This window comes from Chroococcidiopsis sp. [FACHB-1243] (assembly GCF_014696895.1).
Taxonomy (GTDB): Bacteria; Cyanobacteriota; Cyanobacteriia; order Cyanobacteriales; family Chroococcidiopsidaceae; genus Chroococcidiopsis.
On record NZ_JACJQX010000061.1, the window covers coordinates 1 to 26,234 of the forward strand.

At 44.8% G+C, this 26,234-nt stretch carries 18 protein-coding genes and 1 pseudogene; 4 read left to right on the forward strand and 15 right to left on the reverse strand.

Annotation, left to right across the window (positions count from 1 at the left end):
• From H6G17_RS28740 to H6G17_RS28780, 9 genes and pseudogenes are all read right to left on the reverse strand, one after another.
• On the reverse strand, window positions 1–386 hold a 386-nt coding region (locus H6G17_RS28740), incomplete at its 3' end, for an NAD-dependent epimerase/dehydratase family protein (protein ID WP_192161963.1).
• 5 nt (window positions 387–391) lie between these two features.
• Window positions 392–1,087 carry an acyltransferase gene (locus H6G17_RS28745; protein ID WP_192161964.1) on the reverse strand — a complete coding sequence of 232 codons (696 nt, stop codon included), beginning with the start codon at window positions 1,085–1,087 and terminating at the stop codon, window positions 392–394.
• On the reverse strand, window positions 1,060–2,181 hold the full coding sequence (locus tag H6G17_RS28750) for a DegT/DnrJ/EryC1/StrS family aminotransferase (protein WP_192161965.1): 1,122 nt from the start codon (window positions 2,179–2,181) through the stop codon (window positions 1,060–1,062). Before H6G17_RS28750 ends, H6G17_RS28745 begins: the two co-directional genes overlap by 28 nt.
• Entirely contained in the window at window positions 2,178–3,305 is a 1,128-nt protein-coding gene (locus tag H6G17_RS28755) for a Gfo/Idh/MocA family oxidoreductase (RefSeq protein WP_199317078.1), read from the reverse strand. Before H6G17_RS28755 ends, H6G17_RS28750 begins: the two co-directional genes overlap by 4 nt.
• Window positions 3,306–3,389: 84 nt before the next feature.
• The gene (locus H6G17_RS28760) at window positions 3,390–4,370 is read right to left on the reverse strand and encodes a hypothetical protein (RefSeq protein ID WP_192161966.1); all 981 of its coding nucleotides are present in this window, start codon (window positions 4,368–4,370) and stop codon (window positions 3,390–3,392) included.
• A 12-nt stretch (window positions 4,371–4,382) separates the two neighbouring features.
• Window positions 4,383–6,605 (reverse strand): annotated as a pseudogene (locus H6G17_RS28765) (N,N-dimethylformamidase beta subunit family domain-containing protein); the annotation flags it as partial.
• A gap of 55 nt (window positions 6,606–6,660) precedes the next feature.
• Window positions 6,661–7,173: an acyltransferase gene (locus tag H6G17_RS28770; RefSeq protein ID WP_192161968.1), complete on the reverse strand. Its 513-nt coding sequence runs from the start codon at window positions 7,171–7,173 to the stop codon at window positions 6,661–6,663.
• 46 nt (window positions 7,174–7,219) lie between these two features.
• Window positions 7,220–8,533, reverse strand: a complete 1,314-nt coding sequence (locus H6G17_RS28775; RefSeq protein ID WP_192161969.1) for an ATP-binding cassette domain-containing protein — start codon at window positions 8,531–8,533, stop codon at window positions 7,220–7,222.
• A gap of 85 nt (window positions 8,534–8,618) precedes the next feature.
• The gene (locus H6G17_RS28780) at window positions 8,619–9,443 is read right to left on the reverse strand and encodes an ABC transporter permease (RefSeq protein ID WP_192161970.1); all 825 of its coding nucleotides are present in this window, start codon (window positions 9,441–9,443) and stop codon (window positions 8,619–8,621) included.
• Between the two features lie 1,244 nt (window positions 9,444–10,687).
• Between H6G17_RS28780 and H6G17_RS28785 the strand changes: the two genes are divergently transcribed.
• Both H6G17_RS28785 and H6G17_RS28790 read left to right on the forward strand, forming a co-directional pair.
• Entirely contained in the window at window positions 10,688–12,961 is a 2,274-nt protein-coding gene (locus tag H6G17_RS28785; protein WP_192161971.1) for a tyrosine-protein kinase domain-containing protein, read from the forward strand.
• Window positions 12,962–13,400: 439 nt separating this feature from the next.
• Window positions 13,401–14,279: a WecB/TagA/CpsF family glycosyltransferase gene (locus H6G17_RS28790; RefSeq protein WP_199317079.1), complete on the forward strand. Its 879-nt coding sequence runs from the start codon at window positions 13,401–13,403 to the stop codon at window positions 14,277–14,279.
• Window positions 14,280–14,350: 71 nt separating this feature from the next.
• Here H6G17_RS28790 and ileS read toward each other — a convergent pair whose 3' ends face one another.
• Together ileS and H6G17_RS28800 are read right to left on the reverse strand one after the other, a co-directional pair.
• Window positions 14,351–17,380, reverse strand: coding sequence for an isoleucine--tRNA ligase (ileS, locus tag H6G17_RS28795; RefSeq protein ID WP_192161981.1), 3,030 nt, complete (start codon window positions 17,378–17,380; stop codon window positions 14,351–14,353).
• Between the two features lie 141 nt (window positions 17,381–17,521).
• The gene (locus H6G17_RS28800; protein WP_192161972.1) at window positions 17,522–18,325 is read right to left on the reverse strand and encodes a Ycf66 family protein; all 804 of its coding nucleotides are present in this window, start codon (window positions 18,323–18,325) and stop codon (window positions 17,522–17,524) included.
• A gap of 337 nt (window positions 18,326–18,662) precedes the next feature.
• Between H6G17_RS28800 and H6G17_RS28805 the strand changes: the two genes are divergently transcribed.
• Entirely contained in the window at window positions 18,663–19,190 is a 528-nt protein-coding gene (locus H6G17_RS28805; protein WP_347276480.1) for an SgcJ/EcaC family oxidoreductase, read from the forward strand.
• A gap of 179 nt (window positions 19,191–19,369) precedes the next feature.
• Here the strand turns inward: H6G17_RS28805 and H6G17_RS28810 are convergent, their stop codons facing one another.
• The 3 genes from H6G17_RS28810 to serA are packed head-to-tail and all read right to left on the reverse strand — an operon-like array spanning window position 19,370 to window position 24,181.
• Window positions 19,370–21,595 carry a fused MFS/spermidine synthase gene (locus tag H6G17_RS28810; protein WP_192161974.1) on the reverse strand — a complete coding sequence of 742 codons (2,226 nt, stop codon included), beginning with the start codon at window positions 21,593–21,595 and terminating at the stop codon, window positions 19,370–19,372.
• 42 nt (window positions 21,596–21,637) lie between these two features.
• Window positions 21,638–22,549, reverse strand: a complete 912-nt coding sequence (gene prmA / locus H6G17_RS28815; RefSeq protein ID WP_192161975.1) for a 50S ribosomal protein L11 methyltransferase — start codon at window positions 22,547–22,549, stop codon at window positions 21,638–21,640.
• Between the two features lie 51 nt (window positions 22,550–22,600).
• The gene (serA, locus tag H6G17_RS28820; RefSeq protein ID WP_192161976.1) at window positions 22,601–24,181 is read right to left on the reverse strand and encodes a phosphoglycerate dehydrogenase; all 1,581 of its coding nucleotides are present in this window, start codon (window positions 24,179–24,181) and stop codon (window positions 22,601–22,603) included.
• A 357-nt stretch (window positions 24,182–24,538) separates the two neighbouring features.
• Between serA and H6G17_RS28825 the strand changes: the two genes are divergently transcribed.
• A complete protein-coding gene (locus H6G17_RS28825; protein ID WP_192161977.1) occupies window positions 24,539–25,051 on the forward strand; it encodes a hypothetical protein in 513 nt (170 codons plus the stop codon).
• 84 nt (window positions 25,052–25,135) lie between these two features.
• On the opposite strand, the gene H6G17_RS28830 is transcribed toward H6G17_RS28825, so the two are convergent.
• Window positions 25,136–26,107, reverse strand: coding sequence for a glycosyltransferase family 4 protein (locus H6G17_RS28830; RefSeq protein ID WP_192161978.1), 972 nt, complete (start codon window positions 26,105–26,107; stop codon window positions 25,136–25,138).
• Window positions 26,108–26,234: the final 127 nt, after the last annotated feature.

Here is a 26,234-nt window from a genome sequence, read left to right on the forward strand (position 1 = left end):
ATGCCGTAGATGGAGGCGGAGGAGGCGGCGACTACTTTTTTGACTTTTGCATTCACCGCCGCTTCCAAGACGTTGAAAGTCCCATTAGCTAGAACTTCCATCGCTAGGCGCGGTTCTTGAGCGCATTGAGTGATGCGAATCGCTGCCTGGTGGAAGACAAGATCGACACCTTGCATCAGATCGGCAAGCAGTTGGCGATCGCGAATGTCACCTTCGACAATGACTAAATGTCCGCGTTCTTGCGCTTGAGCTAAGTTTTGGCGCTGTCCGCGAGTAAAGTCATCCAAAACTATAATTTCAGCAACTTCTTCTTTAACTAATAAATCGGCAATGTGGGAGCCAACTAAACCCGCGCCACCTGTAATTAATACACGTTTATTTTGCATATGCTTTAATTGCTCTGTGATGGTTCATATCCTTCTCGCCAGTGTAAAAACCGAGCCGGAACACCAGCAACGACGGCAAATGGTGGTACATCTTTGGTAACAACGGCTCCAGCACCAACAATACTACCTTTACCAATCGTTACCCCAGGAAGAATGACGGCATTCATCCCTATATCAGCTCCTGTTTCTACTTTTACCGATTTAATTTCCAGGTCGGTTTGAATAATCGGAACATCAATGGGGAATGCGGTATGAGTTGAACCAAGCACTTTTGCTCCTGGTCCCCATCCCACATAATCTTCAATTATCAAGTCACGCGCATCAAAATAGCTTTGAGGACCGATCCAAACGTAGTTACCGATCGCGCACTTGCCATCAAAGCGTCCTTGAATGTAGCTCTGCGAACCAATGAAAACGCCATCGCCAATCTCAAATGTTTCTAAATGTTTGAAACCAACGCCACTACCAATCCGAACGCCATGACCGAATTGACGTGCCATTGTACGCCAAATAATTCGCCGCATTAACAAGTCAAAATCACCCTCGCCAATCGCGAAGCGATTGTACAATTCGAGTAATTGGTCATTACTGTACTGATAGCGCAAATGTTTTGTCATCCCCACTTCAAACTCTGGGTCTGGTTTCAGCTCTTGGGAGCCGTGTGTAGCTGGGACTACCCTACTTTTTGCCAATTCATACATGGAAGATTCTCGCGTACTACAGCACTTACAACTTCTAATTGGTTGAGAGAAAGTTCGGCATACATGGGTAAAGAAAGAACTTCCCTCGCTGCTCGTTCGGCGTGGGGAAAATCTCCAGGTTGATACCCTAATTCGGCGTAAGCTGGTTGTAGGTGTACGGGAATGGGATAGTGAATGCCTGTTTGGATACCCTGCTTGTGTAGCAGATGTTGTAATAAATCCCGTTGGGGCGATCGCACGGCGTAGACGTGGTAAACGTGATAACTGTATGACATGACAGCAGGAGTAGACACCTCCGAACTTGCCAGTAACCGATCGTACTGAGCGGCGTGTGTTCTTCTTGCCTCTGTCCATTTGTCTAAATGACGTAACTTCACCCGCAAGATCGCTCCTTGGATACCATCCATGCGGTAGTTATAGCCTTTGAGCAGGTGATGGTATTTCTGTTCTTGTCCCCAATCACGCAGCATCCGCATTTTGCGCTCGTATTCAGGATTGCTGGTGACGACCATACCACCTTCACCACACGCCCCTAAGTTCTTCCCAGGATAAAAGCTGAAACAACCGATGTCGCCAAGACTACCAACTCGCTGCCCTTTATACTCGGCTCTGTGTGCCTGTGCTGCATCTTCAATCACAACGAGACCGTGACGGCGAGCGATGTCGAGAATCGGTTCCATGTCGGCTGGTTGACCGTACAGATGCACTGGTAGGATTGCTTTGGTGCGCGGGGTGATTGCTGCTTCAATCTGGGTTACGTCCATCGTGTAGGAAACCGGGTCGATATCGACGAATACGGGTTTAGCTCCGGTGTAACAAATTGCTGCCGTAGTTGCCACGAAGGTGAAAGGCACGGTAATCACTTCGTCACCCGCACCAATACCAGCGGCTAATAATGCTAAGTGGAGAGCGCTAGTTCCTGTATTGACAGCAATGCCAGAATCGGCATTACAGTAATGAGCGAACTCTTCTTCGAGAGCAACAACTTCACTGCCTAGCACAAATTGCGTACTTTCTAAAGCTTTAAAAACAGCAGCATCAATTTCGTCTTTAATGCTCAAATACTGCGCTTTTAAGTCTACGAATGGGATCATACTGCTACCTCCACTCCGCTTAATTCAACTAATTGACCTTGCTGCTTGATGGACTGGGTAGCAGCCTCTAGAATTCTGACGACCCGCAGTCCTGCTTCCCCATCGGTAATTGGACGTTTGCCTTGCTGGATGCAATCAACAAAGTGTAATGCCTCGGTTTGCAACGCTTCAGTCATATCTAACTTTGGCGACCACATATCTCCGGTACGATAGCCAACTAACATTTGGTAAACGTTCTCAGGACTGCCATTGACTGTAATTCCTTTGTCGTATACCTTAATCTTTTCACTTGGCTCCAAGTCGTCATAGCAGATCATTTTTTGACTGCCCCCAAGCAGGGTACGACGAACTTTAACTGGCGCTAGCCAATTTACGTGAATGTGGGCGATCGCGCTGTTGTCGAAAAATAATGTTAGGTAGGCAATGTTTTCTGGTTCGCCGGGAATGTGACTCATCCCTGTCGCCGAGACAGCGGTTGGCTTGGCTTGTAGCACGTAGTCCATAATCGAGAGGTCGTGGACTGCCAAATCCCAAATCACATTCACATCGTGCTGGAACAGCCCCAAGTTGACCCGGACAGAATCGTAGTAATAAACGTCGCCTATTGCTTTGCTGGCAACAAGTTCTTGCATCTTACGGACTGCACCCGTGTACACAAAGGTGTGGTCTACCATCAATACCAAATTTCGCTGTTGAGCTTCCTCAATTAGTCTGATGGCTTGTTGCGAACTGACAGTCATTGGTTTTTCGACGAGTACGTGTTTGCCAGCCTGCAAAGCTGCTAAGGCTAAGTCGTAATGAGTCGAAACTGGGGTCGCGATCGCGATCGCATCGATATTTGGATCTGCAAATAAGTCTTGGCTATCTGTCGTTACTTGCACGGCTGGGTAACGCGATTGCACTTTAGCCAGCCTTTCTATTTTAAAATCGCTCACAGCTACGACCTTTGCTCCTGGGAGATCGGCAAAGGTACGGACTAAATTGGGACCCCAATAGCCATAGCCTATGACACCAATATTAATTGTATGAATTGCCGAATTTTGCTTGTCCGTACAAATATTTCCCTGCTCGGGGTAAGTACTTGAATCGACATTTTGTGTTAAGCGATCGCGAGTATTTGTCATAGGAGTAAATCGGTAGAAGTAAGGTTACAAAACTTCAATTACTAAAAAAACAACGATAGCGATCGAGCAGTTAGCTAATAGTTTTTAGACTTTGCTAAAAGCAATCTTATCAACGGCAAATTTTCTAAGGAATTGCATCTGTCCGGTTTGCAGATCGACAGAAAATAAAGAATTACTACCTTCTAGATTGGGATCGGCAAGTGCCAATAGTTGATTGGAGGGAGAAAAGGCGAGACATGCCAAGTCATTTGATAAAGGACGACCGTTAAACCTCAGTTCTACTAAATTGATAACTCTTCCTCTACCAGTGATCGGAGACTTATTTGTCAGATCGAACTGCACCAGAATTGGGTTGCCACCAGGATCGATACTAGTACCGTAAATGTTGCCATCAGAGGATTGGGCGAGATTGCTGTACCGATTAAATGGAGGTAAATTTGGTAGATCGGAGCGAGAATCGACTTGACCTGATTTTGAGTCAATTAATCCTAGCTCGAAAGGCGGTTGACCTTGGGTAAGGCTAACAATACCTAGAAGTTGGTCTTGTTGGATGGCGAGTAGGCTCTCAATTGTATTGTTCTTTTTGATTTTTTTGGCTTTTAAGCCTTTTGTTGCCGACTTTTTACTATCTGGACTGAAAACGATGAAGCGATTTAGATCGCCCTTGCGAGTCGATGCTAGAGCCGCAACAACAAATGTCCCATCTGCTAAGGCAGTAAAACCAGTGATTCGTTCGCTCTGCTTTTTGATGATAAAAGCTTTACTTGCAGTTTCAGTTGCGTCCTGTTGATTTTGAACGGATTGTTCGGCAATTTCAGTAGATAACGATTCTTGACCTGTGGTAAGGTCTAAGGATTGCAAAATCATTCCAGGAGTTTTGTTTGCTGCTTTCTCATCAACTAAGTCTTCTGTGATGCTGCTGCTAGCAGGGGTTAGGCGCACGCCGTAAATGACGAGTTGTGTTTGGGCAACTATTTTTTTGGCTGCTAAATTGGAGAGTACGGTTGTAGCGGCACTAGCGATCGCTAGCTGACCGAATCGGCGGCGTTTTAATCTCAAGTTCATACAAAGTTATTCTCAAGGCACAATTATGTTGACATCTGGAGACTGAGGCTTAGCCCCCATGTCTGCTAGAACGTTGACAGCAATTTGCTTAGCGCGTATGTCTTCGCGGTTGACCCGAGCGCCATCAGTATCCAACCCGAACATCCAATGAACCGATCCAGTCGCAAATACCTTAGCGCCACTGGCAGCAGTGTAACGAGCTGCGTTGGAAATATTGATACTAGTTCCAGGCGGAAGATCGGAATCAAAGGAACCGTTGGGGTTAACTGCTGATTCGCTCAAAACGACAAGATTGCTGGGGGTAGCGCCATTATTAATCGCTGCATCCCATTCATAACCCACTAACGCACCCAGTTTGTCTCCGTCGTTCAAGTTCGTGTTGGCGTAGTAAGGGTCGCTACTATTGGTGACCACAAAATCATATCCGCCGTAGTAAGGGTTATTGTAATCGTAAGTCCAATACAATCCAGCATTATCGCCTGTATACATGACACCAATCAAAGCGTTTTCAGGTCGATTGTTTTGTTGACTGCGGAACTTGTTCGTAGGTGCGACGGGATCTGTCACATCCTTATAGCACGCCATGATGCGGTTGTTTCCCCCAGTGAGGTTATTTTCAAACCGAACTCGCCAATAGCAAGTGTTGGCTGAGAAGAAAGCTAAATTAACTCCCGCGTCCCTGGCTTGTTCGACAGCATTTCTCGCTTCCAGCGACCAATATTCGTCATGACCGACGGATAAAAATATTTTGTGCTGTCGCAATAGCTGTGGGTTTTCATGAACGTCCATGTTTGTGACGTAAGAGACGTTATAGCCCTGAGACTCTAACCAGCGCACCATATGGCGCTCCCAGCGCATCATCGAGTTTATTTCTTCGGGACGGATACTAGCCGATGAAAATGGGCGATCGTAAGAAACCTTCAGCGCTTTTTGACCGCCAATACTGTTATAGGTATATAAACTGTAACCGCCAAAAGTGTTATAGGCTAAATGAGTCGTAAAGCCACTCTGGAATAAGATGTCAGAAGTACTGCTGTCATCGCGAACAACGAACCATATCTGTGACTGTTTACCAGTTGCTAAAATGGTCAGCTTTGCAAAATACAAACCGCTCGTCCAATCATTACCTACTGCCAGCGTATAGGAAGTTGCCCAGTTACACTCGATCGTGCGGGTCGTACTGTCGAAGGTACAAGCAGGCTGCGTAGTTCCATTCAGCGCACCGCTGCTAGCGACTAATCGCGCTCCCGCACCTTCGTAGTAACCTAAGCGATACACGTCAATAGTGAATTGCGCACTATATCCTAGAGAAACTTTAATTGGCAGCGATCCGCCCTTATTGACGCTGGTTGCACCAGCATAGCCACAGATCTCACCATTTGTATCGTAGTTAGAGTTGGGGATTCTCCAGTCGGGATTACCTGGTTTTTGGTTTTCTAGGTAAATGGGGTTGGGATTGGTGGGATTGGCTCTGGTGGTAAAAGCAGTAAAAGTCACGCTGCCTATGTTATCGGCTGTTGCGGTGACTGTATTTGCTGCACCACCTGTCGTTCCTAAAGTCAATGTTGTGCTTGCTTGTCCGTTGGCATTGGTGACGGCGCTGGTAGGTGAAACGGAACCACCCCCACCACTTACGGCAAAGTTGACAGTCACCCCTGATTGAGGGCTGCCAGCAGGGTTTATCACTTGAACGACTAATGGGTTAGCCAGGGTTGTTCCTACTCCGCCGCTCTGATTATCACCACTGACTTTAGAAATTGTGGAAACAGAGGTAGCGGAGAAGACTACATCGCGGTAATAGTTGGTGTTGCGATAAGAACTGCTAGGAAAAGCGCCTGGACCTACGTTGTAAACTCCGTTACTGCCGTCAGCGACCGAGCTAAGGTCGCCGTTGACAATTGAGCTTGCCAATTCATCGTTATAAGCAGCATAGAAGCTGTTGATGTTGACAGAAACCACATAAGTTGTATTGGCTTGAATGTTCAGCGGTGTGCTAAGAGCTTGCTGCTGCCATCCTGATGCTGTCTCATTTGAGAAGCTCACAGTTGCCAATGGAGTGCCGCCACTTGCTGCCCAGATTTTGCCAGTATGGTTACCAGTCTCGCTTGCAGCTTTCCAAAATCGAATTGCAGTTATCTGACCGACGTTTGTACTGCGGAATTTCATCCCCAGTTCGTAAGGAACTCCGTCGCTAAGATTTTGAATATTAGGTGTTTGTGTTGTAAATAATGTCTGCTCAGTCTGAGCTTGAGCTATAAGAAATTCATCTGGATTGAATTGTTCGGTCATTTCAAATACTCGCTTTTGAGCCGTTATCGATCGATTTACGCCCATTGGCAATATTGCCAACTACCCGCGCGGGGACTCCCACTACAGTTGCGCGATCGGGAACATCGCGAGTCACAACTGCTCCAGCGCCAACTATGGCATTTTCTCCAATTGTGACTCCTGGCAGGATAGTGGCATTGCTGCCAATAGAAGCACGACGCTTTACTCTAGTCTCAATGACAGACCAGTCAGCTTCAGTTTGCAGGCTGCTATCTTCGTTGGTGGCACGAGGGTAAAGGTCGTTGGTGAACATAACTCCATGACCGATAAATACTTCGTCTTCTATAACCACACCCTCGCAGATAAAAGTATGCGATGATACTTTACACCTAGCACCAACGACCGCATTTTTTTGAATTTCTACAAAAGTACCAATTTTGGTTTCATCGCCAATTTTACAACCATAAAGATTGACTAACTGTGGATGAAAAATACTCACGCAATCACCTAGTTCTACATCATGATTTATTGCCATCTTTTTTTAGTCTTAACTATAATTAAACTTGAAAACTGCCGTTCGATTAATTAAATTTTTCTGTCAAAACTTTTTCTGATGGAACTGCGTGCCAAATCGCATCTTCCAAGTAAACACACTCATCCGATTGCCACGGGTACTCTTCCCGCTCGATCCCGTGCATCGTGACTTCAAACGGACAAATATTTCTCAAATTTTCGATTAAATTACTACCTCGTCGCTCTGAAAACCATGTTGTTAGAGTATACAAGCCCATATAGAGTCTAAATTTGGGGATCTCGCATCGGAGAATAAACAATCCCGCTTCTCGACGAAAGGGAAGTTGCCGATCGAAATTCCAAAAAATACACACTGGTTGTTGAAACTCATTCATTATCTGGAAGGAAAAGCACAGACTTTCATGCGGTTGAGTAACTTGTAATGCAAACTCAAAAGAAATTGCTTCTCCCCAGCAGTGAACTCCTTGTTCCTCAGAGGTGTGTACTTTCACCCAAGCTAGATAGTTGCCAGTCTTGTCTAAAGGAGCTTGGTAATAAGCTGGTTGCTCGTCAGCCATTTTTTGTCCGGCAATATATAACCGTACCGCTGTGTCAGTAGCACCATCAAATTGAACGTTCCCTTTTGAAAGTAAGATGCATCGCTTAGTTAATTGCGCGATCGCCTGCATACTGTGGCTGACAAACAAAACTGTTCGTCCTTCTTTGGTAGCCACGTCGTTCATTTTTCCCAAACACTTCTTTTGAAAGGCTGAGTCACCTACTGCTAAAACTTCATCTACAATCAAAACATCTGGTTCTAAGTAAGCTGCTACTGCAAATGCAAGACGCACGTACATACCAGAAGAATAGCGCTTGACTGGAGTATCTAAAAACTTCTCGACTTCAGCGAAATCAACAATTTCATCGAACTTCTTTTTAATCTCAGCTCGACTCATGCCAAGAATGGAGCCGTTCAGATAGATATTTTCACGTCCAGTTAGTTCTGGATGAAAGCCAGTACCGACTTCTAATAAACTAGCGACTCGTCCGGCGATCTCTATGCTGCCAGTGGTAGGTTCGGTAATGCGGCTCAAAAGTTTTAAGAGTGTCGATTTACCTGCGCCATTGCGTCCAATAATTCCAACTGCTTCGCCTTGCTTAATCTCAAAGGAAACATCCTTGAGCGCCCAAAATTCTTCAAGATTAGATTGAAAGTTTTGTTTACCATTTTGTTGCAAAAATGTTTTAGAAAATCTTTGAAACTTATTCCCGATGACATCTCTTAAAGTCTTATAGCGATAGAAACCCGCTGGTTTTTCTCTTTGGTGACTGATGATGTATTTCTTTCCCAGTTGCTCAATGCGAATAAGCGGCTCGGACACGCACTCAACTCCTGATAATACAATTCCTGATAATACAACCTATATTGACTTGGCGATCGCCAAACTCCAAATTGCAAATTCCAATTTAAATAATGTCAGCGAAAGTTCGTTCCATTTTACGGAAATACCAAACTCCGCTCGCGACCAGTAAAATAACAATTCCCACTGACAAAATGAATCCTGGTAGGTAAATGTTTGCTTCACCACCTAAAATTGCCCAGCGGAAACCATCAATCACTCCTACCATTGGGTTTAACGAGTAAAGCAAACGCCATTGTTCCGGTACGATCTTGCTACTAAAGCCAACAGGTGAGATATACAGACCAAACTGAACGATAAATGGCACGACATAGCGAAAATCCCGATATTCTACGTTTAGTGCCGCTAACCAAAGCCCTCCTCCTACAGCAGCAGCAAAGGCAATTAAAATAAATAAGGGTAAGGTCAATATGCGCCAATCGGGAATAAAATTGTACCAAGCCATCAAAGCTATTAGAATCATGCCTGAAATCATAAAATCTACAAAGCTGACAATCACTGCACTGGCGGGTACAATTAAGCGAGGAAAGTAAACTTTAGAAATTAAATTGGTATTGACGATTAAACTATTACTGGACTCAGATAAGGAATTAGCAAAAAATTGCCAAGGTAACATCGCTGCAAATACCAAAATTGGGTATGGTGCGCCTTCTGAAGGTAGCTTTGCCAAGTTGCCAAACACGACTGTAAATACAACCATTGTGAGAAATGGTCGTATTAAAGCCCAAGCAATGCCTATAGCTGTTTGCTTGTAACGCACGAGAATGTCTCGCCAAGCCAAGAAGTAGAATAGCTCTCGGTAACGCCACAGATCCTGCCAATACTGGCTCTCAGTATGACCAGCTTGTATAGTTAGTTTTCTCGTCTGCATATGCTTACAGCTACCAACCTACTTAATAGTTTCATTTGACTCTACATGCATGAACTTGCATTCTAATGAATGACTATCCGCCATCTGCGGTCGAACCCAGCTCAAACCTTATGCAGATATCGGCAAGTTGCCATGCTAATCTCCTCACCTTGAGTCAGATGGTTGCAGACTCACGCTATGTCATCTGCACGTTTACCACCCTTACAGACTTGTTAACCCTACGGCACTGATGTAGCTAATGCAACAATGGCTGTACGGCTTAATTCTGCAAACGAGGCAATCGAGCTGTGATGGAAATTGCTTGAGAAACTAGCAATACCTGGCTTAGTGCAAAAAAACAGAGGCTGACTTGCTTACCAAATTCAGGTAAGGTCGTGTAGAGACGATTTACGATCGCCAAGCAAGTGGCACAAAGCGCCAAAACGGTTTGCGATCGCCAAGCGGCTATTCTAAATTTAAATGCTGTTTCTATGGTCTAACCAGTAAAATTGAATCCCCCGAGCATTTGCTTGTACGTGCTGGTAATGCAAGCAAAGATTGCAGTTGCCATCTAAGGGATGTCCGGCTCCGGTAGCGCCGTGAGTGCTTCCAGGACTGGCTGATAGGATGACCAAATTGTATAAATAAATTTCGAGTTGTTACGTACATGTTTCTTAAGTAGCTCTCTCACCCACGATTTTCAACGAACTGCAAGAGCCTTGTCTGACTGGATCGCAAAGAATCGGTCGGCTCAGATCCCCTTACCTAGCTTGGTATCGCATCGATTTAGATTTGATACCAGCAGAAGCTACCGCTACCTCAGCAGATAACAGTTTCCTCCAACTAGATATTGTAATAGTTAAAAAAACTAATCAAATAGAGTAGACGTTTTGGTAGGTTGCATCAAAATCCCGTAGCAAGGATTGCAGAGATTTGTGTATAAGTTCATTCAATCACTCTAGTGATAGATATACAATAAAGAAAAAATAAAGATAATGTAAACTTTCTGTGAAGTACTTTACAGGAGATCCAGAAACCGAAATTTTGTTTAAAACGGATTGATCATCTTATAGACTAAGTGGTAGATTTATACATGCCCTCCCAATCGAGAGTAGCAAGGACTTGTTTTTAGTCGTATACGCACTCAACTCCCTAAAGAGGGAGAGAGGTGGCGAGTAGACTGTGTATTCAGTTGAGTATCAGGCTGACTTCAGACTTGAGTAAGTTTCTAAGACCCGTTATTAAAAAATAAACAGAGTCTACATATGAGAAATGTTAGCTCCTCTCAACAGTTGCCTCCTCAGACCTACAGCCAGCAACTTCAGCCTCAACCTCAGCTCTACACGACTCAACCTGACGACACCAATGAAGGTGGATTGAATATCAGTTGGTTGCTAGGAGCGATTCGGCGCAGAATACTAACAATTCTGATCGGCACAACCGCAGTTGCCAGTGTATCTGTATTACTAGCTGCGACTGGTACTCCAACCTATGTCGCTAAGTTCGAGCTGTTAACCGAACCCGTGACTGCTGAAGATAAAGTTGTATCGTCTAAGGACGAAGACAAAGAAGAAAAGGATTCTCCGGGGTTAGATGAGACAACTTTGAAGGTTTTACAAAGTCCGAAGTTGATGTCTCCCATTACCCAAAAACTACAATTATATTACCCTGGTAGCAGCACGCCTCAATTGAACATTAAGCTGTTGCCCAACACAAATATTTTAGAAGTTAGCTATAAAGATCCTAATTTTGAAAAAGTTCAATTTGTCCTGGACACGGTAGCTGAGGCTTACTTAAAATACAGCCTAGAAGAACGTCAGACAGATGTTAATTTAGGAATTCAGTTTGTCGAATCTCAGCTACCACAATTGCAGCGGCAAGTTGAATTCTTGCAACAGCGCCTTCAAGGTTTTCGGCAACGACATGGTATTGTTAACTCCGATACTCAAGGTCAACATCTCTCTTATCAGCTCGATCGAATTGAACAGAAGCGATTGGAGATCCAGACTCAGTTATCTAGTAGCACAGCTTTTTACAATAATCTGTACGAAAAACTGCGATTGCAACCGGATACAGCGGCAGCAATTACCGAACTGAGCGAATCGTCTCACTATCTGAAGCTGTTCAACTTACTTCAAGATGTAGAAACTAAAATTGCGGCGAAATCGTCTCGTTACAAAGAAGATAGTCCTGAATTTCAATCTCTGTTAGCTCAACAACAGCAGTTGCTGCAAGCTGTCAGAAAAGAGGAACGGCGAATCTTGGGAGATCGATTGCCAAATGGAACGACAGACTTGATAGATACAGCCTCTCCCGGTTCGGCTCGTTTAAGAGAAATTCAAAAATTGACTAATGCTGCTAAGCAAATTCAGTCCTTAAAAGCGCAAGACTACACCCTAAATAAGTCCGAGAACTTGTTAAGACAACAAGCTAAACAATTTCCGATAATTATTCGTCAGAAAGATGACTTAGAACGGCAGTTAAGAATTGCTTCCGATAACTTAAACCACTTTTTAACCAAGCGCGAAGCACTACGAATCGATGCTGCGCAAAAGCAAGTACCTTGGCAAATACTCACTCCTCCTAGCGAACCTCAAAATACCGCACCTACCGTTCAGCGTAATTTAGTTCTAGGCACAGCTTTAGGTTTATTAGTCAGTTTTGGAGTTGCTCTGCTTGTAGATAAACTTAACAACGTTTTTTATAACTCTGAAGAAATTAAAGATAAGACTAAATTGCTAATTTTAGGTGAAATTCCTAGCGTAAAATTCGATCGCAATAGTAGACTAGCGCAAAAAACTGAAGTTTCTGATTTCTGGGAGTCTTTCCGCTCTCTTTACACAAACGTTTCTTTTCTCGATTTTAATGGGACTGTTCGTTCTCTAGCGATCGTCTCAGCTGCTCCCGAAGATGGTAAATCAACAGTTGCATTGTACTTAGCTCAGACAGCAGCAGCAATGGGTAAAAGAGTTTTATTGGTTGATGCCAATTTGCGGACTCCCGCCATTCATAAAATGTTAAATTTATCCAACGCGCAAGGACTGAGCAATGCGATCGCCGAAGGTTTAAACTTTCAGTATGCGATCCAACAAGTGCGTAATAGCTCTGAGGAAGCTGAGGATAATGGAGCTTTTCAAGAGGCTACAGCGCACAGTAGAGAAATATCCAAGGATAACTTGTTTATCTTAACTGCTGGTTCAATTCCCCCGAATCCATCGATTCTGCTTTCATCGCCGCAAATGCAAAGCTTGGCAGAGCAACTGCAACAAACTTTCGATTTAGTGATATACGATACATCTCACTTGATTGGTTTTGCTGATGCAAATCTTTTAGCTAGGCATGTGGATGCTAGCATTTTGACTGTAAGTATGGGTAAAACAAACTGTTCCGCTTTAGTCAAGGCATTAGAGCAGTTAAATTTCTCTGCCACACCAGTTTTAGGTGCAGTTGCTAGCGGTATTCAAAGACAGCCTAATAAAATCAGCTTTCTATCAAAGCGGAAGTATGGCGCTCGCTTGTTCGCACTCGATCGCGCCTGAAACTTAAATTATTGCATTTAGATTGAACTCGCCAATCTTTGTCTTGGGAAGCACCATACATTACGCTTGCAAAATAATCAGAATAAATGGCAGGCTTGCATCTAATTTGATTTCCTTAAGATACAGTTAAATTAAGCTATGAAAGAGTAAAAATAGAGAGCTTTAGTGATATTTTAATAAGTATAAGTTGTAAAAGACTTTGATTATTTAAATTAAAGCAATTCTGCTAAAGTTTCGGCTGAGTAATAGATCGAACAAATTTTAAATGAATCGGTAAGATACTATCAGTTTGCGAGAGGCATTCAACCTGATTCTGCAAACTATGTCAGAGATTAACAGCCGATTCCAACTATTTTTTGTGCGTGCGGAAATGGCTTTATACATTACGCACAGCCAGGATTGTTAGCTGAGGTTCCACATTGCTGGCAACAGAGAAATAATGAAAAATACACGACAATCCACGCTAAATAATAGAGAATTATTTAGCAAACAACATCAAATTCAAAATCAATCCTTTGAGACTCTAGATTTAGAATTTAGAGTATTAAAAGTTTATAAAAAACTTGACGTGATCGATTCACCTGTTAGTGCTTTACCGTTTGAATCTCAAATTAACTTAATCTTAGAGTGGGCAACGAGTAAAGTTAGTAAATTTGTTTGTGTGGCTAACACTCATATGCTAGTAGAAGCCTACTGGCATCCAGAGTTTGCCACAGTTTTGAAGAATGCAGACCTTGTGACTCCTGATGGAATGCCTTTAGTCTGGATGTTGAAGTTGTTGGGAGCGCGTACCCAAAATCGTGTTGCGGGAATAGATATTCTTTTATCTTTATGTAAACTCGCTCCTTTGAAGAACGTGAGCATATTTTTCTTAGGTTCTGAAACACCAGTTTTAGAGAAAATGAGAGAGCGCTTGGCGCGGGATTTCCCTAACTTGAAAATTGCTGGTATGGAGCCTTTGCCGTTTCATCCACTGACGCGCGCAGAAGATGAAGCTTTGGTTGAAAAAATTCATCACAGTGGTGCTGGGATCGTTTTGGTCGCTTTAGGTTGCCCAAAACAGGAATATTGGATGCAGCAACATCAAGGTAAAATCCGAGCAGTAACGATCGGATTGGGGGGAGCATTTCCTGTTTATGCAGGAGAGCGAAAAAGAGCGCCCCATTGGTTGCGTTTTGGTGGTGGCGAGTGGTTGTATCGGTGGCTGCAAGAACCACTGAGACTATCGAGTCGATATGGTCAAACTATCCCAGTATTTACTTTGCTAGCTTTAAAGCAAATACTGTTGTGTTACTTAGTAAAATCTCAAGGTTCATGAGATTTGATGGTGTCGCGATCGCTAGTCACTGGCAATTTGCCAATAACTAACGACAGCTAACTAAACGACAATCAGAATTCTCCTGCGAGAGCGGGAATACATCGTTCGCACAAGAGCGGATGTGCTTGAGATGCGCCGACGTGTATAGAATAATTCCAGCAGCGATCGCATTTTTTCCCGTCAGCCTTAGCGACCCCAATTCCCAAAGCTTCAGATTGGAAATTATATTTCAATTCTGTTAGGGTTGCGGGAGTATCGAGCAATTCTACCCCAGAAGTGATGAATAAATAGCGTAACTCATCAACACCGTTGGAATGAGTAGATGGCTGTGCGTCCGTACTGGGGTTTAAAAATTGCAGGCGTTGTCGCAAATTAGCATCAGCAACATATAACAGTACCTTTGCTTCGAGAGAAGAACCGATCGCCTTTTCAGTACGTGCTTGTTCTAATACCTTATTCACTTCCGTGCGGAGTTGGCGTAACTGAACCCAAGATTCTGCCAGCTCTGAATTCTGCCATTTGCCCTCTAACTTCACCCAGCCGGATTCAAATACAGATTCATGCGACGTGGGGTAGGGGAGATATTGCCAGATATCCTCTGCCATGTGACACAATACAGGGGCGATCGCTTTGGCTAAGTTTTCTAGGGCAATCTGCAACACTGTTTGACAGCTGCGACGGCGAAACGAATTAGCGGCACTGATATACAGCCGATCCTTGGCAATATCTAAATAGAAACTCGATAAATCTACAACGCAGAAATTCTGTACGGTTTGGAAGAAACGGAAGAATTGATATTTATCAAAAGCTTGAGTTACCTCGGTAAATACTTCCGTCATCCGGTGCAGCATGTAGCGATCCAATTCTGGTAACTGCTCGTATGGTACTGTATCCTGGCTGGGATCGAAATCGTGCAGATTTCCTAATAAGAAACGAGCCGTGTTGCGAATTTTATTTCTCGCATCCGCTAACTGCTTCAAGATATTTTTACTGATCGGTACGTCGGCGGAATAATCTACCGAAGAAACCCACAACCGCAACACATCTGCACCGTAGGGTGGTTCTTCTTTTTGATTCTTACCTCCGTCAATAACTACCGTCGGATCGACTCCATTTCCCAAAGACTTGCTCATCTTACGCCCCTGTTCGTCTACGGTGTAGCCGTGAGTCAAAACAGTTTTGTAAGGTGCGTGACCGTTGGTCGCAATGCTCGTGAGCAAACTAGATTGGAACCAACCGCGATGCTGATCCGATCCTTCTAAGTACAAATCAGCTGGATAGGATAATTCCGGTCGCTGTTGAAGGACAGCCGCCCAAGAGGAGCCGGAATCAAACCAGACATCCATCGTATCCATACCTTTACGGTATTTTCGCCCGTTATCGCGATACTTTTCTGGGAGCAACTCTTCGACCGACATTTCCCACCAAGCATCCGAGCCTTTTTCAGCAAAGATATTTTGGACGCGAGCGATCGTCTCTTCATTCAGTAGCGGTTCCCCAGTTTCCTCGTCGTAAAATACGGGAATTGGCACGCCCCAACTGCGCTGGCGGGAGATACACCAGTCAGAACGCTCGGCTACCATTGCGGTGATGCGGTTTTCTCCTTGAGCCGGAATCCACCGGACATGGGCGATTTCTTGCAGGGCTGCATCTCGAAATCCTTCTACCGACGCAAACCATTGCTCAGTTGCCCGCAAAATCACGGGTTTTTTCGTCCGCCAATCGTAGGGATACTTGTGGACGTAGGGTTCTTCCTTCAGCAGCGAACCAGCTTGTTCTAAAGCTTGAACGACTGCGGCGTTGCCTTCCCCTAATACGTTGAGCTTGGCAAATTGTCCGGCTTCTGCTGTAAAGTTACCATCGGCATCGACGGGAGAGAGGATCGGCAAATTATAGCGCATCCCCACTTGATAGTCTTCTTGTCCGTGTCCTGGTGCAGTGTGGACGAGTCCCGTACCGGATTCTGTCGTCACGTAGTCGCCGCCAATGACAATTGGATTTTCGCGATCGCACAATGGATGGCGATATTTGCAGTGTTCTAGTTCGTAGCCTTTAAGTGTGGTTTTAACAGTTAATTGAGCGCCAAGTGTAGTAGATAAGCGATCGACTAGATCTGCTGCGACGATGAGGTATTGTGGATTTTGGTCACGCAAAGACGAGGACACTTGCGTGCGGGGGTTCCCCCCCTTGAGGAGCGACTGCGGTGCGGGGGTTCCCCCCGTTAAAGCACGTCGCGTCAAAGTGTCCATAGCAAAGGCGCTAAGGGTGCTTTGCGTCTCTGCGTCTTTGCGTGACATTTCCACCACGGCATAAGTTAAGTCGGGATTGACTGCAACTGCTAAGTTGGCTGGAATTGTCCACGGGGTTGTCGTCCAGATGGCTACCCAGAGATGGGGGAGGAAGGATTTGAGTTTGGGGAAAGCTGATGGCTCGATGTGAGTTATCGGGAAAGCCGCATAGAGGCTGCGGGAGGTGTGTCCTTCGGGATACTCTAGTTCGGCTTCGGCTAGAGCGGTTTTCGAGCTAGGACTCCAGTAAACGGGTTTGAAGCCACGATAGATGTAGCCTTTTAAGACCATCTGCCCGAATACGCCGATTTGGGCAGCTTCGTATTTTGGTTTTAGAGTTAAATAGGAGTTTTCCCAATCGCCGACAACACCCCAACGTTTGAGACTGGCGCATTGTTCTTGCATAGCTTTGAGGGCAAAGTCCCGTGCTTTGTGGCGCAGTTCCAAAGGTGCGAGCGAGGCGCGTTCCTGCGGCTTCATGCTTTGGATGACTTTGAGTTCGATGGGCAATCCGTGACAGTCCCAACCATGAATGCAGCGAACTTTACGCCCTTGTTGGAGTTGATAGCGATTGATAATGTCTTTGAGGATTTTATTCAGGGCATGACCGATGTGTAACGAACCGTTGGCGTAGGGGGGTCCGTCGTGTAAAGTGAAAATCTCGCCAGAATTTTGCTGTGACAGGCGATCGTAGATTTGATTTTCTGCCCAAAACTTTTGGATCTCTGGCTCGCGCTTGGTAGCGTTTGCCCGCATGTCAAATTTTGTCTTAGGCAGGTTTACGGTATCTTTGTAGCTTCCTGGTTCTGTCACAGCTTTGTCTAAAATAGGGGCAAGGTTATTCAACTATTTTAGAAGTATTTCTGCGGCAGGATAAGTCCCGTTACAGTTCAATGCAGGCGATCGCATTGTATTTGTGGATGCAGCCATCAATATAACTTCATTTTTTGCATTTTACGACTTCTCGTCGGTTTCTGGTGGAGAAGCTGGTTGATGCTTTTCTTCTGCATCTTCAATTGCAGCTTCTACTAATTCGGGACTCGGGGGATCGGGACGGTGTAATTCAGTGACTTCGCTTGGTGAGGATAACTCGGTTTCAGTTTCGGTAGTCGTCAATTCTTCTAGTTGCGTGGTTTCGACTGGGGTAGCTGCTGCAATGTCTGGGTTTGGTTGAGCTTCGGGAGCGTCAATGTTAGATTCTGCTGGAGGAATCACTTCCACTTCTGAGGCGATTTTTTCTTCAAAAGTAGATTCTGACTCAGTTGTTTCTATGGCTGTAGGGGTGCGATTATCGACAATTTCTACAGTGGGAGTAGATTCTACTGGCGGTGTCGGAACTTCCTTGACATCAACTTTGGATTGTAGCTGTTCTTTAGCTGCTGTCGCTTTACTAGTTGCCTTCTTGCCAAACTGCGACAGCTTTTGCAGGGGTGAGATTTTGGTGACTTGCTCTTGAACGTTGCTTTTTACCTGTGCTGCACTAGGGACTGCTGTTTGTTGTTGTTGAGGAGTTAATTGGCGGCGTAGCTGTAGAGTTTGAAACGCATACCAACCCAGTAACACGACTCCAGCGACTTGACCTAATAGGAGTCCTCCTGTAATCTGCTTGGCACATACCCATAAGACTAAAGCATAGAACAACCCTACGCCGCTCCAATAGATATCGTTCTTGCGACCAATTTCTGGAAAGAAAAAGGCAGCTAAGTAGATGCCAAGACTACCAATAGCAACAGCTAACGCAAGGATGTATGCAAGCATTTCTCATCTACTCCTAACTTAGAGTGTTTTCTGGGGATATCTGCTGGGGGCGTTTTTTACACTAGCTACCTCTACCATTTTGCGGGAGATTGTTGACTTAGATACAAAACAAAAATTAATTCTCTGTATCTACTTACCAGGTTGACATTTTTACCGTAGTGTTGTTCTCTGCTGTATGGGCGATCCTGTGGCGATCGCGCAACTGAGTTCTTCCCAAGAGTTAAGTTAATATTGGGCAGGGCGAAAAAATTTGTTCGTAAGTTGTTTCCAAATATTTGCCGATCCAATAACAATCTGGGATTCGATGGTTCGATAAATGAAGATAGACTTACATCAGGTGAAAGTAAAATCGTATAGAGTGGCGTTAGCAAAGCTTTCCAGAAGAATCGTAATTCTAGTGGCAGTGGGTATTTTCTTCGCTAGCATCGAGGTATTTGCAGGCATACCCAAACAGATGAATGTAAATCGTTCCAGTCCAGTAGGGGGAAAAAATACGTCTCCAGAACAGATTCGCACAATTGTGCGTCAAGCTAGAGACAGTTGGGTCAATGGAGATGCAGATGCTTTCGCTGCTTTATTCACTCCTGATGGCGAGTTAATTGTCCCAGGACAGAAGTGGGTAGGTAGAGCCGCCATCCGCAAAGCAGCAGCAGATTTCGCTACTTATGCATCCAACGTCAAAATCGACATTCGCCAAATAATTATTGAAGGCAATCGCGCTGCCGTAGAGTGGTATTGGGAAGATACGGAAAAAGCGTCAGGTCGTCGCAACCGTGCAGACGATGCCATTATTGCCGATTTTGTCGCAGGTAAAATCAAGCGTTGGCGCGAATATATCGATAGTAAAACACCAGAAAACAGTTGACAGTTATCAGTTATCGTAGGGGCGGGTTTTGACCAAAAATTTATAGCTTTGGTTGTCAATCTATATGCTAAACCCGCCCGTACAGTTATCAGTTATCAGTTATCAGTGAAGAAAGGGAGCGCACGAGCAGTTATCTGCGATTAACAGCCAACCGCCAACTACCAACTACCCATTATCCATTACCCCTGATTCAAATAATATTCCGATCGCGGGAACAAATCGGTATTTACGGGTTGAGGTTGACCGTCTTTGGCGTGGGAGTAGAGATTTACCTGGGCAGTTTTGACATCTTGACGAATTGCTTCGACGTTGACGCTTGCTTTTGCTAAGAAATTCAATACAGATGCGTCCTCTAGTTTATTTAATAGCCGTTGTCGATTGAAGTCAACGGGGCGATCGCTGCCAATTAAAACGTGTAAATCGCCGCTCATGCTTAACTGCATCACGAAAGGGAATACACTGCGGAATGTCTGCGCCGTGCCTAAGCCTACGTTCCATTCCACAAACATACCACCTGGGGCGAGGTGCGATCGCACGGCTTGAAAAAACTCTTGCGAGTAGAGCATACCAGCTCGCGATCGCCAGGGATAGATCGCATCGGCTTCAATGATGTCAAATTGTTGCTGGGAGAGTTCCAACTCTTGCCGTCCGTCACCGACAATAAATTTATAACGCGGATCTTCAAATAAGTACTTAAGCGGCTGACCGTTAGGAGTTTGAGCATATTGACGCAAAACTGTCAACTCAGCTTTGAGTAACTCTACCACTTTAATTTGCCGAGTTGCAGGGTTTACTCCTGCTGTATGAGCCGTCCCCCCCGAACCGAGTCCAATAATTATGACTTGGGCGGGATGGGGATGAATCAGTGCGGGTAAACTGCCCAGGAGGGCGTGGACTTGCATGTAAGGGAAACTGGCTTGCGCTTGTCCGCTGGCGAGTAAAGTCCCTTGTCCGTTTACTTCAGTCACGGCGGCTACACCTGTCGAATCTTCGGCAGCTAGGAAATATTGTGTGGCTGGAATGCCATGTAGAGCTGCCCAGAGACGGGTATTATTTGGAAATACAGCAATGATGACAGCTAGGGCGATCGCCAACATACTCGTAAGCTTATCTCTCCTCAGATTGAAACATAGCAGGGCAAATCCCAGTCCCAACCACGCAATGAATCGCAAGGAACCCGCCGTACCGAACTTATCCAACAGCACCAATCCCGTCAGCAGGCTACCTGTAGAATTGCCTAAGATATTTGCGACTTGAATGAAACCGACTCGCTGTCCAATTTGGCTATCTTTTGTTTGTACGGCTTTCTGGACTAACGGAAAATAAAAACCCAGTAAGAAATTTGGCAATACGAGCATGACTGAAGGTATGACTACATATCTCAAGATGACAATAGAAGTAATATTATTTAAGTCAATGTAGCCGATATCTGTGCGTAAATCTGTTGGATAAGATTGCCAGTAAATGCTAATCAGCCAAATAGAAATTAGCGCATAAGCAGCTATACCAGCTTGAATCACAAAAAAGACTTTTCGGGGTTGACGAATAAATCGAATTGTTGCCGATCCTGCAATACTACCTAAGGCATTACCGACGAGAATAAATGCTAGAAGATGAGCGTATGTATAGGCGATTGATTGCAGTACTGTATCTAAAACCCGAAACCAAATAATCTCTAAAGAAATTGCTACAAACCCGGAAAGAAAGACTAAAAAGCACCACTGCCATAGAGAACGCGATCGCAGCGCTCCATTTGCCGTATTTGATATAGTTAATACAGGGCGATTTGAATAAAACTGATGAGAAATAGACCAGGCAATAATTCCCACTACAGCACTTAGAATTGCACCGAAATAAACTGTTTTTTCATAGCCAAAAGTCCCGATAATATACCAACCGGAAACGAGCGTTCCCAGACCCGAGCCGAGTGTATTTAAACCATAGAGCAGACCAATTCGAGCTGCTGCACCTTCTGCATGACGGCTAGTCGCCTTCGTTACCAAAGGCAGCGACACACCCATCAAGGTAGTAGGAATTAATAAACTGACAAACACGATCGCCAACATCATTGCTGGAGATTGTGCCAAAGATTTTCCTTGCAGAAACAGCAAATCGTAAAATAGAAAGCGGCTGCAAACAGCAAAAATCGCAATTCCAAAATTGCAGCAACTATAGATTTGTACTGCCTGTCGGTTACTGAGGCGATCGCCGATCCAACCACCCAGCCAACCACCTACACCTAGTCCTAACAAATAGGAGGCAACCACAATCGTTACCGATCGCACATCAGATCCAGAAAACAATCCCAGCATTCGTTGCCACACTACCTGATAAAGCAGCGCTGTAAACCCTGAGAGAAAATAAACGATAAATAGGGCAGGAATTGCCCGTTTGTCATTTGTCATTTGTCATTTGTCATTTCACACACCATGCACCACGCATCAATATTAAGACCGTCTCACGTTAAAACAACACCATTCTTTGCGTCGCCAAAGAGTTGCTACAGTCCAGCCATAATGTTCTAAAGTATCGGCTACCGATTGGGCTTGATCGATTAAAATCCCGCTCATAATGCCCCAAGTCGAGGGTTTAGAAACAGAAGTAATTTGGGGAATTAATTGAATAATGACATCTGCTAAAATATTGCACACAATGCCATCGAAAGATACTTGGGTCATTTGAGGTAGCGCGTTCACGCTACCCTGTCCTACGATTATGCGATCGGCAGAAATTTGATTGAGCTGTCGATTGCTGTGGGTGGCGTTGACTGCCAGAATATCCGTATCTACAGCATAAACTCGGCTAGCCCCAAGTAAAATTGCTGCAATTGAGAGGATACCAGAGCCACAGCCAATATCTGCAATAACTAAGTCTTCTCGACTGGAATTGGGCAGATCGTCCAAGCGCATTTCTAAGGCTTCTAAACATAATTGCGTTGTGGCATGATTGCCCGTACCAAAAGCAGTCCCAGGATCTAGCCGTAGCAAAAGTCTTTCAGATGTTTCTGGCACTGGCAGCCAAGCAGGATAAATTAAAATGCGATCGCCCACTTCCTGCGGTTGCCAGTACTGTTTCCAGCTACTTGCCCAGTCTTCTTCATCGATTAAATGCCACTGCATTTTAGGCGGCTCTAGCCCTACCAGCAAGGCATCCTGTCGCAACCACAGCGAAAGGGCAGCTAAGTCGAGTAACTTTACTTGTTCTTGCGGCAAGTATGCTTTCACCAAACAAACATTACCATCATTCTTCTGTTGTTCGCTTGCCATCCCACGACAGCCAAAATCTTCTAGTCGCCAGAAGATCGTCTCTTCCAGGTCTAGATCGCCCAAAATTTGAATTTCCCACCAGTGATTTGCCATAGTTAGCGGTTAGCAATTAGCGATTAGCAACTAGTTGCTAATCGCTAATTGCTATAAAGTTACTGTATACGCATCGCGAATGCCTGCAACTTTGGTGATTTCAGTCAAAATTCCATCGGGCAGGGGGTCGTCTAAACTCAGTACCATCACCGCATCACCGCGCACGATTTTGCGTCCGACTTGCATACTGGCGATGTTGACGTTAAAGCTACCCAGCAGGGAACCGAGTTTACCAATAATTCCTGGCATATCTCGGTGTAGCGTGAATAGCATGTGCGAACTGGGAGGAATGTTGATCGGGAATTCGTCAATGTTAGTAATGCGAATTTCACCATCGCCCAACAGCGCCCCCGTCACTGAATGTTCGCCCATCGAACCCTTGGCTGATAAGTGCAAGGAACCTGCATAATCCCGAATGGCAGCATCTCGCGTTTCAATAATCCGAATGCCTCGTTCTTTGGCTTCCACGCTGGCATTGACGTAATTGACTCTTTCTCGCAGTGCTTGAGAAAGCAATCCTTTCAGGGCAGCAACAACCAATGGTTGGCTCTTATTAGTGGCAAGTTCCCCTTGCAGTTTGACATTGAGTAGATCGACTCGTCCCCCAGCCAGCTGACCGACTAAATTACCCAGAGTCTCGGCAAGTTGCATGTACGGTCTGAGTTCTTCCAAGATATCGGGGCTGAGTCCAGGGATATTGACGGCAGAACGGGCTGGTAAGCCTAGCAAGACATCGCGGATTTGCTCTGCTACGTCGATCGCTACGTTGACTTGTGCTTCTGTGGTCGAAGCGCCGAGGTGAGGGGTGAGGATAATTTCCTTTCCTAATGCTCTTAGCGGCGATTCCTTCAGGGGTTCTTCCTCGAAGACATCCAAAGCCGCCCCCGCGATTTTACCCGCCTTAAGTGCTTCTGCTAGCGCCGCTTCATCGATAATGCCACCCCTAGCACAGTTAACGATCCTGGCATTGGGTTTCATTTTAGCCAGTGCCTGGGCGTTAATTAAATGCGTTGTTTCTGGGGTTTTGGGGATGTGCAGCGTAATGTAATCGGCTTCTTGTAGTAGGATATCTACCTCAACTAAACGGCAACCTAACTGTTCGGCTCGTTCGGTAGAAATAAATGGGTCGTAAGCGAGTAACTTCATCCCCATCGCTTTAGCCGCCGTAGCAACGTGGGAACCAATCTTTCCTAAACCAACCACGCCCAAGGTTTTTTTGTAGACTTCTGCCCCCACAAAGGTTTTGCGATCCCACTCACCGCGTTTGACAGAAGCATTTGCATCGGGAATGTAACGCGATAATGCTAGCATCATCGCGATCGCGTGTTCGGCAGCGGCGATCGTATTTCCTTCGGGAGAATTGACAACGACAATTCCTTGGCGGGTGGCAGCAGGTACGTCTACATTATCTACGCCCACACCAGCACGACCGATAATTTTCAGTTGATGCCCAGCTTCGATAATTTCTTTAGTAATGCGGCTACCAGAGCGAATCATCAACGCATCATACTCTGGGATCGCCTGTACAAACTGCTCTGGTGTTAGACCGATTTTTACATCAACAGTGGCAACTTGGGAAAGGATATCAATTCCTGCCTGGTCGATTGGGTCAGATACGAGAACTTTAGCCATGATTAACGATAGGAATCCAGTGGGAAAAAGGCACTATTAATGATAAGTGAACTGTCTGCTCGTGTGAGTAATTTGTTTGTCTACTCACTTTGAGCGACAGCAGCGATACACAAGACCAGGGGTGATTTCAGTAGCGCGTTACTCTCAGCTCAGGGTTGCCTTTAGTTAGGTTAAGTTGTGCTTTCGGTAATTCGCTGCCGCAGTACGATATTTTAACAGTTAACAGGGAGCAGGGAGTAGGGAGTAGGGAGTAGGGAAGAAATTTATTCTAAATTCGTCTTGTCCCCCTTGTCCCCCTTGTCCCCCTTGTCCCCCTTGTCCCCCTTGTCCCCCTTGTCCCCCTTGTCTCCCACTCTCATGAATTACCTTATCGCCGTCTTACCCGATCGCATTCAAGCAGAAGCAGCTTCTGTAGCCTTAGAAAAAGAAGGTATACCTACCGATCGCATTACTATTCTTGGTAGAGGATACAAAAGTGCAGATGAGTTTGGCTTGATCGATCCCAACGAGCAAGCTGCTAAGCAAGCAAAACTGATGGCTTTCTGGCTCGTACCGTTTGGTTTTGCCTCTGGAGCTGCTTTCAGCGTGCTGTCTGGTCTAGATACCTTTGCTTGGGCGGGTGAAATCGGCAATCATGTCATTGGTGGTTTACTAGGTGCTGTGGCTGGTGGTATGGGAAGCCTATTTGCTGGTGGTGGTGCTGGTTTGGTGTTTGGTAGCGGCGATGCTTTGCCGTATCGTAACCGTCTCAACGCAGGTAAGTATTTAATTGTTGTTAAAGGCACGGATGGCATACTTCGACAAGCAACGAGCGTACTACGTCGATTTGAACCAGAAAATATCCAAGGCTATGCTGAAACGACTGGCTAATATGAGTTGTTAGTAGGAATAAGTGGTGCGTTACGCCATCATGCTAACGCACCCTACGTAGATTTCAAAAATCAAATATGAGTCCTATATCTTTGCTTCGCAAAGAGTTTTGTAGAAGTTTTTACCAAATTCATCAAGATTGAATTCTGTCATAATTCGTTTTTTATGATTTGATAAATATGTTGTATTATCGCTATTTTTGACTCGTAGTAAGGTCTCAATAGCAGCTTCACTGTCACCAAATTGAAATAGCCATTCTTGAGGTAGAATTTCTAACATTCCATCTACGCTTGAAGCAACTATTGGTAAGCCATAGTACATTGCCTCTAACATAACTAATGGTAATCCTTCTAATCGGGAGGGAATGACAAGCATGTCTATGGCAGAGTAAATATACGATAAGTCATTTCCCCAAGGAATAACTTTGACTCTCTCGCTTAAACCAGAAGATTGAATAAGTTTTTGCAACTTCGCTTCATCTGAGCCATCACCTACAACTAGTAATTTAATATTTTCTAGCTTGTTGGCATACTTCGCCATTGAGGTAATGAGAAAGTCATGACCTTTGTGTTTGAGTTCGATTCTAGCAACCAGAGCCACTACATAATCGCTGTTATCTATGCCGTATTTTTGCCGAGATATGTTTCGCTCCTGTCGATGCCATATTCTTAAGTCGGGACCGTAATATACTACAGAAATTTTTGATTTCACTCCCTGCTGAACTAAGTTATATTTAGCCCGAGCGCTAGTCGTAATAAATGCATCTGGCAAGTTGTAAAAATGCAAATTAATGAAATCTCTTAATTTAGAGAGTTTGCCTTGCATTAACGATAAAGATTGTGTTAGCGGGATAAAGCTAATCACTTTAAGGTTAGCTTTTTTCGCTGCTAGTAAACCGAGGGAACTGAGTTCGATCGTGCCTTGAACGACCATGACTACATCGGGTTTGATAATAGAAATAGTTTGAGCAATTTTAGCAACTACGGGAAACGATAATAATGCTCCTAATGGGACTTTGTAGAAAAGTAAGAAAAAATAGAGATACAATACAGTCACCGAGGTAGTTTTACGTCAGTCTCAACAGGAGCAGCGTAAATGAAAGATCAAGTAAGTGCAGCGATGCCAGCATGTTTTGATAACTGGTGTCGTCGGTTCGACGATATATTTTCTCGCCAAAAGCAGA

Bases quoted from the DNA above. Each gene is read 5' to 3' on its own strand.
- serA (WP_192161976.1), bottom strand. From the start codon at position 24,181: ATGGCTAAAGTTCTCGTATCTGACCCAATCGACCAGGCAGGAATTGAT.
- H6G17_RS28790 (WP_199317079.1), top strand. From the start codon at position 13,401: ATGAAAAATACACGACAATCCACGCTAAATAATAGAGAATTATTTAGC.
- H6G17_RS28760 (WP_192161966.1), bottom strand. From the start codon at position 4,370: ATGAACTTGAGATTAAAACGCCGCCGATTCGGTCAGCTAGCGATCGCT.
- H6G17_RS28770 (WP_192161968.1), bottom strand. From the start codon at position 7,173: ATGGCAATAAATCATGATGTAGAACTAGGTGATTGCGTGAGTATTTTT.
- prmA (WP_192161975.1), bottom strand. From the start codon at position 22,549: ATGGCAAATCACTGGTGGGAAATTCAAATTTTGGGCGATCTAGACCTG.
- H6G17_RS28800 (WP_192161972.1), bottom strand. From the start codon at position 18,325: ATGCTTGCATACATCCTTGCGTTAGCTGTTGCTATTGGTAGTCTTGGC.
- H6G17_RS28780 (WP_192161970.1), bottom strand. From the start codon at position 9,443: ATGCAGACGAGAAAACTAACTATACAAGCTGGTCATACTGAGAGCCAG.
- H6G17_RS28785 (WP_192161971.1), top strand. From the start codon at position 10,688: ATGAGAAATGTTAGCTCCTCTCAACAGTTGCCTCCTCAGACCTACAGC.
- H6G17_RS28755 (WP_199317078.1), bottom strand. From the start codon at position 3,305: ATGACAAATACTCGCGATCGCTTAACACAAAATGTCGATTCAAGTACT.
- H6G17_RS28810 (WP_192161974.1), bottom strand. From the start codon at position 21,595: ATGACAAATGACAAACGGGCAATTCCTGCCCTATTTATCGTTTATTTT.
- H6G17_RS28745 (WP_192161964.1), bottom strand. From the start codon at position 1,087: ATGTATGAATTGGCAAAAAGTAGGGTAGTCCCAGCTACACACGGCTCC.
- H6G17_RS28825 (WP_192161977.1), top strand. From the start codon at position 24,539: ATGAATTACCTTATCGCCGTCTTACCCGATCGCATTCAAGCAGAAGCA.
- H6G17_RS28750 (WP_192161965.1), bottom strand. From the start codon at position 2,181: ATGATCCCATTCGTAGACTTAAAAGCGCAGTATTTGAGCATTAAAGAC.